Annotated in this window: 13 protein-coding genes and 1 other RNA gene; all 14 read left to right on the plus strand. The window is 50.6% G+C overall.

Annotation, left to right across the window (positions count from 1 at the left end; all coding sequences use genetic code 11):
• Window positions 1–103 precede the first annotated feature (103 nt).
• Window positions 104–496 carry a response regulator gene (locus AC6RNO_RS34975; RefSeq protein ID WP_474687024.1) on the plus strand — a complete coding sequence of 131 codons (393 nt, stop codon included), beginning with the start codon at window positions 104–106 and terminating at the stop codon, window positions 494–496.
• A gap of 183 nt (window positions 497–679) precedes the next feature.
• Window positions 680–1,534 carry a class II fructose-1,6-bisphosphate aldolase gene (gene fba, locus AC6RNO_RS34980; protein ID WP_474687026.1) on the plus strand — a complete coding sequence of 285 codons (855 nt, stop codon included), beginning with the start codon at window positions 680–682 and terminating at the stop codon, window positions 1,532–1,534.
• 134 nt (window positions 1,535–1,668) lie between these two features.
• Window positions 1,669–2,931: a UDP-N-acetylglucosamine 1-carboxyvinyltransferase gene (gene murA, locus AC6RNO_RS34985; RefSeq protein WP_474687028.1), complete on the plus strand. Its 1,263-nt coding sequence runs from the start codon at window positions 1,669–1,671 to the stop codon at window positions 2,929–2,931.
• Window positions 2,932–3,010: 79 nt separating this feature from the next.
• Complete coding sequence (rho, locus tag AC6RNO_RS34990; RefSeq protein WP_474687030.1) at window positions 3,011–4,318, plus strand: transcription termination factor Rho; 1,308 nt, start codon at window positions 3,011–3,013, stop codon at window positions 4,316–4,318.
• 56 nt (window positions 4,319–4,374) lie between these two features.
• Window positions 4,375–5,649, plus strand: coding sequence for a radical SAM family protein (locus AC6RNO_RS34995; protein ID WP_474687032.1), 1,275 nt, complete (start codon window positions 4,375–4,377; stop codon window positions 5,647–5,649).
• Window positions 5,650–5,761: 112 nt separating this feature from the next.
• On the plus strand, window positions 5,762–5,959 hold the full coding sequence (gene rpmE / locus AC6RNO_RS35000; RefSeq protein WP_235120038.1) for a 50S ribosomal protein L31: 198 nt from the start codon (window positions 5,762–5,764) through the stop codon (window positions 5,957–5,959).
• 92 nt (window positions 5,960–6,051) lie between these two features.
• On the plus strand, window positions 6,052–6,510 hold the full coding sequence (locus tag AC6RNO_RS35005; RefSeq protein ID WP_474687034.1) for a hypothetical protein: 459 nt from the start codon (window positions 6,052–6,054) through the stop codon (window positions 6,508–6,510).
• A gap of 58 nt (window positions 6,511–6,568) precedes the next feature.
• An RNA gene (gene ffs / locus AC6RNO_RS35010) (signal recognition particle sRNA large type) lies at window positions 6,569–6,832 on the plus strand.
• 144 nt (window positions 6,833–6,976) lie between these two features.
• Entirely contained in the window at window positions 6,977–8,416 is a 1,440-nt protein-coding gene (locus AC6RNO_RS35015) for an ATP-binding protein (RefSeq protein ID WP_497108252.1), read from the plus strand.
• Window positions 8,417–8,495: 79 nt separating this feature from the next.
• Window positions 8,496–10,244, plus strand: a complete 1,749-nt coding sequence (gene dnaX, locus AC6RNO_RS35020; protein WP_474687038.1) for a DNA polymerase III subunit gamma/tau — start codon at window positions 8,496–8,498, stop codon at window positions 10,242–10,244.
• 30 nt (window positions 10,245–10,274) lie between these two features.
• Window positions 10,275–10,586, plus strand: coding sequence for a YbaB/EbfC family nucleoid-associated protein (locus AC6RNO_RS35025; RefSeq protein WP_474687039.1), 312 nt, complete (start codon window positions 10,275–10,277; stop codon window positions 10,584–10,586).
• Window positions 10,587–10,630: 44 nt separating this feature from the next.
• Complete coding sequence (gene recR / locus AC6RNO_RS35030) at window positions 10,631–11,227, plus strand: recombination mediator RecR (RefSeq protein WP_474687040.1); 597 nt, start codon at window positions 10,631–10,633, stop codon at window positions 11,225–11,227.
• 132 nt (window positions 11,228–11,359) lie between these two features.
• Window positions 11,360–11,644 carry a DUF2508 family protein gene (locus AC6RNO_RS35035; protein WP_474687041.1) on the plus strand — a complete coding sequence of 95 codons (285 nt, stop codon included), beginning with the start codon at window positions 11,360–11,362 and terminating at the stop codon, window positions 11,642–11,644.
• A 3-nt stretch (window positions 11,645–11,647) separates the two neighbouring features.
• The gene (locus tag AC6RNO_RS35040) at window positions 11,648–11,917 is read left to right on the plus strand and encodes a pro-sigmaK processing inhibitor BofA family protein (RefSeq protein ID WP_474687042.1); all 270 of its coding nucleotides are present in this window, start codon (window positions 11,648–11,650) and stop codon (window positions 11,915–11,917) included.
• Window positions 11,918–12,169: the final 252 nt, after the last annotated feature.

Here is a 12,169-nt window from a genome sequence, read left to right on the forward strand (position 1 = left end):
ATAAACTTTTCGATTAAGGAAGGATATTGAGAACGAGTAGCGAATATGATACAACCATAGTAATGGGGCAATCGTTATTCGTTTTCGGGAGGGAACCGGGCTTATGAAGAAGAAAGTGTTGATTGTTGACGATCAAAACGGAATTCGCGTACTTTTAATGGAAGTGTTCAGCAACGAAGGATACGATACCTATCAGGCATCGAATGGAAAACTGGCTTTGGAAATTGTGAAAAATTCCTCTCCTGACCTTGTACTGCTCGATATGAAAATTCCCGGCATGGACGGACTCGATATTCTCAAGCATTTGAAAGCGATCGATCCGTCCATCAAAGTCATTATGATGACCGCGTACGGCGAACTTGATATGATTAAAGAAGCGACCGATCTTGGAGCGATTATGCATTTTACGAAACCTTTCGATATTGACGAGCTCCGCTTGGCTGTCAACAGACAGCTGAACAATGAATCAAGCAGCGGTTTTGCTGTGGGATCCTAAATATTAGGGTCTTTTTTTATTACAATCGGGAACTTTTGGAAGATAGGCCTCCCAGCTTAGAATTTCCTTAAAAAGCGCCGGGCTTGTTTATCATTTAATCAAATATGTGCTATAATATGTCAGTATGACAAAGAGCGGTATACACACGCATCTACTACCAAAGGTACTAGGAGGAAGAGAATCATGGCATTGGTCTCAATGAATGAATTTTTACCGAAAGCGAAAGCGAACAAATACGCGGTCGGCCAGTTCAACATGAACAACCTTGAATTTGCACAAGCGATCGTGGAAGCTGCAATCGAACTGAAATCCCCGTTTATTTACGGTGTTAGCGAAGGCGCACTGAAATACATGGGTATCGAGTTTACAGTGGCTATCGCCGAAGCAGCAGCTAAGAAATCCGGTCTGCCTATCGCTTTGCACCTGGATCACGGCAGCTCCTTTGAAGTGGCAATGAAATGTATCCGTGCGGGATTCAGCTCCGTTATGTTCGACGGATCGCACTATTCGTTCGAAGAAAATATCCGCTTGACCAAAGAAGTCGTAAAAGCGGCGCGCGCTATGGGCGTATCCGTGGAAGGCGAGCTGGGTACTATCGGCGGCGTCGAGGACGACATCAGCGTAGATCAAGAGCATGCTAACCTGGCTAAACCGGAAGAAGCGATCCGCTTCTATGAAGAAACAGGCGTTGACTGCCTCGCGATTGCCGTAGGTACCGCACACGGCATGTACGCCGGCGAGCCTAACATTCATTTCGACATCATCGAGCAAGTATCCAAAGCGATTCCTGTACCTGTCGTACTGCACGGCGGTTCGGGCGTACCTGACGAAATGATCCGCAAATCGATCGCAGCAGGCGTTGGCAAAATCAATGTGAACACGGAGAACCAAGTTGCTTGTACCGAAGCTATTCGCGAAGTATTGAACAAAGATGCGAAAGTGTACGATCCTCGCAAATATCTCACCCCTGCCCGTAAAGCCATGATCGACGTGGTAAAATCCAAAATTGAACTGTTCGGAAGCAGCAACCAAGCTTAATTCCAACTGTATAGATCTTGTGGGAAATGCTATCGATTATCGATGCGTTTCCCTCTTCTGTTTTTGTTCAAGGGATTAGTGCGTCCAGCCCGCGCACAGCAAGAATGTACCTGATGTAGGGGGAAGAAGAAAACATGTCGGAAAAATTAATGGTGGTCGGAGGCCGGCCGCTGCGGGGAACGGTTCAAATCAGCGGTGCCAAAAACAGCGCCGTGGCTTTGATTCCTGCTGCTATTCTTGCGGAATCGCCAGTAACTTTGGATAATCTGCCTCATCTTAGCGATGTGGCTACATATACAGAAATTTTGACAGATTTGGGAGCTTCCATTGATTGGCACGAAGACAGGATGACCATTAATCCAAGCGTAATGAGATCCATTCCGATGCCGAACGGCAAAGTGAAGAAGCTGAGAGCCTCCTATTATTTGATGGGCGCTTTGCTTGGCAGATTCGGAGAGGCGACCATCGGACTTCCGGGGGGCTGCAATTTCGAACCCCGACCTATCGATTTGCACATTAAAGGCTTCGAAGCGCTCGGAGCGGTCGTCAGCAACGAAAACGGCGCATTGAAAATACGTGCCAAGGAGCTCCGCGGAGCGAAAATTTATCTGGATATGGCCAGCGTAGGCGCCACGATCAATATTATGCTGGCGGCATCGCGCGCCAAAGGTTCCACTTTGATTGAAAACGCGGCCAAAGAGCCTGAAATTATAGATGTGGCAACACTGCTCAATTCCATGGGAGCCAAAATCAAAGGAGCGGGTACGGAGACGATCCGTATCGAAGGCGTTACGGAGATGCATGGCTGCCGTCATTCGATTATTCCGGACCGCATTCAGGCGGGAACATATATGATTGCCGCAGCGGCGACGCGCGGAGACGTTACGGTAGACAATGTCATTCCCAAGCACATGGAAGCTCTGACTGCCAAGCTGCAGGAGATGGGCGTGCATATTTACGAAATGGATGAATCGATTCGTGTCGTAGGCCAGCCTGAATACGAGAGCGTGGATGTAAAAGCGCTGGTATATCCCGGCTTCGCGACGGATCTGCAATCTCCGATGGCCAGCTTGCTCTGTCAGGCGCGCGGCGTGAGCATTTTGACCGATCATGTATACAGCAATCGTTTTAAACATATACCTGAACTCGTGCGCATGGGCGCGAGAATGAAAGTGGAAGGCCGTTCGGCGATCATTGAGGGATCGCAGCTCAGCTCGGCGAAAGTGAAGGCGACCGACCTTCGCGCCGGCGCTTCGCTGGTTATTGCCGGACTAAGCGTCATGAGCGGCGGCATCACTGAAGTATCCGGAGTCGAATTTATCGACAGAGGCTATGAGAACCTGGTTTTCAACCTGTCTTCGCTCGGAGCGGAGGTATGGCGCGAAGCCGAGGAATAAATATCCTTCAGCTAGGCAATGCTAGCTACTACATTTCTGGATATTCATAGAAAATTTAATAGTTTGGTGGTTGAAATTAATGAGTATGCATCTTGCTGAGCTTGAAGCATTGAAGTTAACCGATTTGTATAAGCTGGCAAAAAAACATCAGATTCCCTACTACGGACAGCTTAAGAAAAAAGAACTTATATTTGCGATTTTACGCGCTCAAGCAGCGGAGAGCGGACTGATGTTCATGCAAGGCGTCCTCGAAATTTTGCAGGAAGGCTTCGGCTTCTTACGGCCGATCAACTACCTGCCGAGCTCTGAGGACATTTACATCTCCGCATCCCAGATCCGTAAATTCGATCTGCGTTCCGGCGATGTCGTGTCGGGGAAATGCCGGCCGCCTAAGGAGAACGAGCGTTATTTCGGTCTTCTGCAGGTAGAGGCCGTGAATGGGGAGAAGCCGGAAACGGCATCCGAGCGGCTGCACTTTCCGGCGCTGACCCCGCTTTATCCGCAAACCCGGGTTATACTCGAAACAACCCCTAACAAGCTTTCGACTCGTATTATGGATATGCTAGCTCCTGTCGGACTCGGACAACGCGGCTTGATCGTAGCCCCCCCAAAAGCAGGCAAAACGTTGCTGCTTAAGGAAATCGCCAACAGCATCTCCACCAATTACCCCGATATCGAATTGTTTGTTCTCCTGATCGACGAGCGTCCCGAGGAAGTTACCGATATGCAGCGCTCGGTCAGAGGGGAAGTGGTAGCGTCCACATTCGACGAACTGCCGGAAAACCACATTAAGGTCGCCGAACTGGTGCTTGAGCGCGCTATGCGTCTTGTTGAGCATAAGAAAGACGTAGTTATTTTGCTGGACAGCATCACGCGTTTGGCCAGGGCTTATAATCTTGTGGTGCCTCCTACGGGCAGAACGCTCTCCGGCGGTATCGATCCCGGCGCATTCCACCGGCCCAAGCGCTTTTTCGGGGCTGCCCGGAACATCGAGGAAGGCGGCAGTTTGACGATTCTCGCTACGGCGCTTGTGGAGACGGGCTCGCGGATGGACGACGTCATCTATGAAGAATTCAAAGGGACGGGGAATCTGGAGCTCCATCTGGACCGCAAAATGGCGGAACGCCGCATTTTCCCGGCCATCGATATCCGCCGCTCGGGTACGCGCCGCGAAGAAGCGCTGCTCGGCAAGGAAGAGCTGGAAAAAATTTGGGCGCTGCGCAAAGGCATGAACGACTCGCACGAATATACGGAAGCTTTTATCAAAAAGCTGGCCGATACCAAGACAAATCAGGAGTTTTTGGATTCGCTCGCCTCCCCGTCGTCGTCCTCAGGATCAAGTACGGGCGGGAACAACAAGGGGAAAGTCAAAAACTCGGCTTCATAACGAGAGTGGCATGCGTATGAAGCGGCTTTTCTAAAGAAATCTTAAGGAGTACCCTTATGAATTTGGTTTATGCAGACGCTCAGGGCAACGTATTCGATCATCCCGACTTTCTTGCGCTCGGACGCAATGCAGAAATGATAACGGAAATTTTGGACGAAGAGCTGATTCCTCTTCCTGAAGGCGCTACGCTCGTTAGTCTCCCTTTTACACGTCCCGTCGGCATCGATGCGGACACCGGTGACATGAAGCTGGTCGAGGGCGACTACCATGCCGTAGGGGCGCTGCTCCCGCAAGGATTCACAAGACTGCTGCTGCCCGGCTACATCAAGTCGGATAAAACAAAGGCGCTGCCCTTGTTCGGATATACGGCAGTCGTATGGAAAGAAGACGGATTCTACGTAGCGGCCCGCCAAAGCGACAACCCGTACTTCTGGAATCCGGTCCATTGCGACCCCGAGGAGCTTGAGGTGCAGGTGAACCGGCTTGTTGCCAAGTATCCCGAGAACCGCTTGTATCAGCACCTCTCCAATTGCGCGTTAGGCTACGAATGCTTGACCGCATCCAACACATTCCTGCAGCGCTGGGAGGGAGCCGTTCCCGTCTCTTACTCCTGCAACGCGGGCTGCTTCGGCTGTATTTCCGAGCAGCCGGATGACAGCGGCTTTCCAGCCCCGCAGACCCGGATGAACTTCAAGCCGAATGTGGAAGAGATCGTGCAGATTATGCTTGAGCATTTGCGCACGCCGGAGAGCATTATCAGCTTCGGCCAAGGATGCGAAGGGGAGCCGAGCACGCAGGCCGCCCTGATCATCGAAGCGATCAAACAGGTGCGTCAGCAGACACAGATGGGTTACATCAACATCAACACGAACGCCGGTCTCACGGATCATATCCGCGGCATTGTGGACGCGGGGCTTAACCTGATGCGGGTCAGCACCATCAGCGCGCTGGACGATCATTATAACGCATACTACAAGCCGCGTGCCTATACGCTTAAGAACGTCGAGAAGTCGCTCCGCTATGCGAGCGATAAAGGGGTTATTACCTCGATTAACTATCTCGTGTTTCCGGGCGTGACGGACCGCGAGGAAGAGATCGAAGCGATGATCGACTTTGCGCGGCGGACAGGCTTAAAGCTGATCCAACTGCGCAATTTGAATATCGATCCCGAGAGCTACTTGAGCATCATTCCCAAAGCGCAGGGAGAACTCCTCGGCATGAAGCAGATGATCGAAATTTTTCAGGAAGAACTGCCTGATGTCGTGATCGGTTCCTATACCCATACGCCCGAGTTTTACAGCAGCGGAAAAGCCGCATCGGGCAAGCTTTGAGTGAACGCGATTTTCTGTTGCATCACATCTTTTCTATATGATATAATGACCATCGTGTGACTAGATAACTCTGTTTCAGCAAATGATTCAGGGCGGAAAGAGGTGAACAAGCATGAAAGAGGCGATCCATCCTACTTATCATGTAACCACAGTGACTTGCGCATGTGGTAATGTATTTGAGACAGGCTCCATCAAGCAAAATCTCCGCGTAGAGATCTGCTCGAACTGCCATCCGTTCTTCACCGGTAAACAAAAGTTTATCGATGCAGGCGGTCGTGTCGACAAATTCAAAAAGAAATACGGCATCTAATTGGCATCAATTTCAGTGCTGCCAATCGGCATAAGACAACCTCCCTTGGTCATCCTAAGCTTAGGCTTAGAGGTGAAAAGGGAGGTGTTTTTATGTCTGGAAAACGAGGCGGCTTGCAGCCTGGCGGATTCGGCTACGCTTTGCAAAGACCGGCTGCGTTCAAACGCATCCTGGGGCTTGCCGCGGCGCTTTTGCTGGCAGCGGGCATTACAGGCTGCAATGCGGGCAACAATACCGCAGGCGGCAAATACAAAGCGCAAGCTTACCCGCAGGACGGCTACATGGGATTAACGAGCGTCAATCCGAATAATCCGCTGCACCCAACATATCACCATTACAGGGACGATGCCGATCTGATGAAAGCGGTTCTTGCCCAGCTCAAGGGAATCGATAAAACCAGCATTACGTTCAACGGCCCGACAGCCAAAGTGAAAATCAAACCGAAAAAAGAGCTGACGGAAGCTCAGGCGGAAGAGCTCAGATCACAGGCCCAGATGGCTCTGGATACGAATATGCCGCGATATGATGTGCGGGTTACAGTCGAAAGATAGTTTGGTAGGTTTTGCTCTTAGTTGCTATTTGCTTATCAATCGGCTATACTTATTTTTGCCGTGCTAGACGGGGAGGTAGCGGTGCCCTGTAGCTCGCAATCCGCTGTAGCGGGGTTGAATTCCTGTTAGAGGTACTGTGATGTGAGGTCTGGCTGTTGCACGTAGTGTTGAGAGTCGGGTCCTTCGCAATGAATGCTCGTGAACCCGGTCAGGTCCGGAAGGAAGCAGCCGTAAGCGTGATGTTTCATGTGCCGAAGGGTTGCCTAACTTGAGCTGTCGACAAGAGTACGCTCGTATCCCTTTATCAATAACAGGTGCACGGTTTATAATTGCAAATTATGCTAACGAAACGTCTGGCTGCTGCCGGGCGTTTTTTTCATGCAAAGGAAGGAAATTCCTTTAATGAAAGAGAATGAATATACTATTAAACAATTTTGAAAACGCTTTCTGATTGGGGGTGCTGTGTATGTCAAATTCCGGTTCTGAGCATTATCAAGTATCCGTGGAAGAAGTGCGTAAATTGCTGGATCAATGCTTGCAGGTCAGCGCGCTTATTGTTGATGAATCGGATCAAATCGTGGAAGCAAACGACTACGTACTGAAGCGCTCGGGATACTCGGCTGCGGAAATAACGAATATCGCGTTCTCCCAATTATTCAAAATGAAGCTCGGCTTGCAGGAGTCGTATAATGTTTACAATCAATCGGCGGGACGGACGGCGGAATGGCCTTACGGATTTATGATCGGAAAAAACGGCGAAATGACCCATTATCATTTTTCCATGACGAAATTGATGCGCGGCGGCAAACAAGCCTATCTGATCATTATGAAAAATCAGGCCGCATACTCGCAATTAAGTTTGCTGCAGCGATTTTCGGACGCCTTTTTGCAGGACGTCAATTTAGGGGTTCTTTTGATCGGAATGGACTTTACGCTTGTCGATATTAGCGATATGGCCTGCAAAATTCTCGGGATGGACCGTGAGCGGATTTTGAACAGGCCCTTGGAGGAAGTGTTTGCAACGGTGCCGCCTGAGCATCAGTTGGTGCAGAGAACCATTTTGAACGGAATGGTAGTGCGCAACTATGCGGTTTCCTGGACGAACAATCATGAGCGGTACGAGCTGCTGCTGCTGGATTCCAATGTTCTTAGGGACAGCCATGGCCGAATGGTCGGCGCCTATCTGATTTTCAAAGACGTGACCAATCTTCGCTCTCTGGAGGAAATGGTCCAGCGCAGCGACAGGCTCGCGATGATCGGGCAAATTGCCGCGGGCACGGCCCATGAGATTCGCAACCCGCTGACTTCGATCAAAGGGTTTTTGCAGGTTCTCAAGCGGACGTTCGAAACGCAAGGGATGAGCAAGGAGCAAAACTACACGGAAGTCATGCTGGCCGAAATCAACCGGATTAACGAACTGGTCAATGAGTTCCTGCTGCTCGGCAAGCCCAAAAATGTGACATACGAACGCATAGACGCCTCTGAGGTTTTGCAGGAAATTTTGCCGATCATTAATAACGAAGCGGTGCTGCACAATGTAAATCTGCAATACGAAGCTGCCAGCCGCTTGCCTGAAATTGTGGCCGACCGGGAGATGCTCAAACAAGTATTTTTGAATATTTGCAAAAACGGCATAGAAGCGATGCCCGACGGGGGGATTTTGACCGTAACGGAGAAAACGGACCTGGCGGAGCGCAACGTGTGCATCGATATCCATGACACGGGAGCGGGAATACCGGCATTCGTGATCGATAAAATTTTCGATCCCTTTTTTACGACCAAGGATGACGGGACAGGACTGGGGCTGTCCGTCTGCCAAAGGATCATCCATGACATGGGAGGCAGTATCCGCGTATCGTCCAAAGGCTATGGAACGACGTTTACGATCAGCATCCCGTACCCTTAAGCAATTATTTCACCCCCGGAACGGTTTATAGTATAATGAATTCAATAATTCGAAAGAGGGATTGTTGGAGAGGGACATTATGGCACATATCGCTCTATATCGGACTTGGAGATCGCAGACGTTCGGCGAAGTCGTCGGACAAAGGCACATTACCCGGACGCTGCAAAACTCGCTAAGAGAAAACCGCCTTACGCATGCGTACTTGTTCAACGGTCCCCGCGGAACGGGAAAGACAAGCACGGCCAAAATATTGGCCAAAGCGGTTAACTGCCTGAACGGTCCCGCGGAAGAGCCGTGCAACGAATGCTCGGCTTGCTTGCGGATTACCGAAGGCGCTGTGATGGACGTCGTGGAAATCGACGCCGCTTCCAACCGGGGAGTCGAAGAAATCCGGGACATCCGCGACAAAGTGAAATATGCGCCTACGGAAGTAAGGCAAAAAGTGTATATCATCGACGAAGTGCACATGCTGACGACCGAGGCTTTTAACGCGCTGCTCAAAACACTGGAAGAGCCGCCGGCCCACGTCATGTTTATATTGGCGACGACGGAGCCCCATAAAATACCGGCCACGATTATATCCCGCTGCCAGCGCTTTGATTTCCGCAGGGTTTCGCTGGAGGAACAAGTGCAGCGGCTGCGCTTCGTTTGCGATCAGGAAGGCATCATGATCAGCGAAGAGGCGCTTCACTACATCGCCCGGCTGTCGGATGGCGGGATGAGGGACGCGCTCAGTCTGCTGGATCAAGCGGCATCGTTTGCAACCGGAGAAGTGCAGCTTACCGATATTTTATCCATTACCGGCGGCGTGGCCGCGGATCAGTTCGAAAAGCTCGTTCTGGCGATTAAAGACAGAGATTTGGGCGCAGCTTTGGAATTGGTGGATACGTTCATGCAGGAGGGCAAAAGCGCGGACAAATGCATCGAGAACCTGATCGATTACTTCCGCGATCTGCTGATGGTGCGCATGGTTCCGAACTCGCCGGTCATTACAGAGCGGGTTTTCGATATGAACAAGCAGCGCGAGGTCGCAGACCACTTTACCCCAAATGAAATGATGGCTATTATAGAAATATTAAATCATTATCAGAGTGAAATGAAATATTCCGTACAGCCGCAGACGCTGCTTGAAATCGCGATTATGAAAGCCGGCGACATCCATGCCGGAGCTGGTTCGTCTCATGCTTCCATGTCGGCTGCTCCTGCAGCGGTTTCTTCCGGGCAAGGGGATCTGATCGCTCATCTGACAAAAAAGCTGCAGCAGCTTGAAGAACAGGTTGCCGGACTGGTAAAATCAGGTTTGACAGCCGCTCCGCAAGATCAGCCGTTGAAGCAGGCTGCGCCCCAAAGGGGGCCGCTTGCCGCAGTGCCCGTCAAGAAATCGGGCCTGAAGCTGGACGGTTATCTCAAAGCGGCCGAAAGCCAGGAGATGAAGACGGCTCTTATGAAGTGGAGCCAGATTCTTGGCACCGTCAAGGAGAAAAAAATTACGGTTCACGCCTGGTTCGTGAACGGTGATGTGGTTTCCGTGTTGGATGATGCGGTACTCGTCGCTTTCAAGAACGAGATGCACCGCAATACGACCGAGAAGCCCGAGAACAAACAGTTGATCGAACAGGTGCTGACTTCGGTACTTGGCAAACCGTACCGCCTTTTGACCATTATGCGCAAGGAGTGGGACGAAGCTTCAAGCGAAGCGGCCGCCGCTCCGCAGGAGATTATGCAGATGGAGCAGGAGGAAGAAGCGGGCGGCAAGCCGAAGGAAGAATGGATTTCCGAAGCCATCCAACTTTTCGGCGAAGACTTGGTAACCATTAAAGAAGACTAAATATTTTAAAATCCGAAGGAGCTAAATGCGATGAATAACATGAATCAAATGATGAAACAAGTAAAAAAAATGCAAGAGCAAATGCTGAAAGCTCAGGAAGAGCTTGGCAACAAAACGATTGAAGGAACGGCTGGCGGCGGTGTTGTGACTGTCGTAGTGAATGGGCACAAGAAAGTACAAAGCATCACGATCAAGCCTGAAGCCGTAGACCCGGATGATGTGGAAATGCTGCAGGATCTCGTGCTGACTGCAGTCAATGATGCCATGACCAAGGCGGAAGAACTTGCGAACAAAGATATGGGCAAATTGACAGGCGGCATGAACATTCCGGGATTATTCTAAGACAGCCAAGACCAAGCGAATCTGATTGATGAAGGAGATCTTCCGTGCATTACCCCGAACCGATAGCCAAACTAATCGATGCTTTCTCGCGCTTGCCTGGGGTAGGTCCCAAAACCGCCGGCAGACTGGCCTTCCACGTACTTCGCATGAAAGAAGACGACGTGCTCGATTTTGCCAAAGCGCTCGTTAACGTGAAGCGAAACCTCCATTATTGTTCGGTATGCTGCAACATAACGGACGTCGATCCGTGCCGCATATGCCAGGACAAAAGCAGGGACGGTTCCGTCATCTGCGTCGTACAGGAGCCGAAGGATTTGGTGGCTATGGAGAGGACCAAAGAATTCGAAGGCTACTACCATGTGCTTCACGGTGCGATCTCGCCGATGGAGGGCATCGGCCCCGATCAAATCCACATAGCCGAGCTGCTTAAACGCCTTAGCGATGAAAAGGTTCAGGAGCTTATACTCGCGACCAATCCGAATATCGAGGGAGAAGCCACTGCGATGTATTTATCGAGACTGGTCAAATCTTTCGGTCTTCGCGTTACCCGGATCGCACACGGTTTGCCGGTCGGAGGAGACCTGGAATATGCGGACGAAGTGACGCTGACCAAGGCGCTTGAAGGCAGAAGAGAAATTTAATAATTCAGATCGGACGAAGAGAGCTGCGCGGCTCTCTTTTTTTGCGTGGAAAACTGAACGCCGGTTCTAAGCCCGTCGCCGTCGCCGTATGAATAAAGTAACTCTTTGTCATGATGGAATGGGGGACGAGCGGTGAAACCGGCATTGCAATGGTTGGACTGGAAAAGAAATACGGCGGCCAAACTCGATCTGGATGCAAAAAGAAGGGACAGGCAGGAGCTGATCCATGAGATCCGCAAGGCCCATAAAAGCTGGCTGGCGGCTCAGGCGCATTTTGAATTCGCGTTGGACAAGGACCATGTCGATTATGCGATTTATGCGCTGGAGGCGGCGGAAAAAAGGTATGAGATGCTGCTCAAGCAAGCCAAACAGCAGCAAATAAGCATGGTCGACAACGGCCGCGTGATGGAGGAATAAAATATGGCGCTCAAATACGCAATGTGGGGTTTGTTCGCGGGTTCATCTTTACTGCTCGCAATCATGCTGCTGCGCAACCGGCGGGCCGGCAGGTGGCTTGCGGGCCTGGGGTTAAATGTGGCTTTGGCCGCGCTTATTTTGTACGTCTTGAATCTGCTTAGCGGATATACGCATCTGGAACTGCCTATTAACACGGTGACTCTGGCCGCCGTAACGCTGCTTGGCATACCCGGCGTGCTGCTTTTGGCGGGCTTGAAACTAACGCTCATGTAATGGGAGAAAAAAACATTTATTTTAGTGTTGACTCGGCATGTTCGTCTGTGGTATCTTATAAAAGTCGCCGCTGAAACGGCGGTGAAATAAGCAAGATGATTGCTCTTTGAAAACTGAACAACGAGTGAAGAAGCAAGGTTGAGAAATCGACCAAAACAAGAGATTGCAAAATCTCGTCAGCTTTGAAATTGAGCTATTCAGCTTTCAATAAAGGTAACACCTTTTTGGAGAGTTTGATCCTGGCTCAGGACG

Source organism: Paenibacillus sp. sgz302190, from assembly GCF_059820445.1.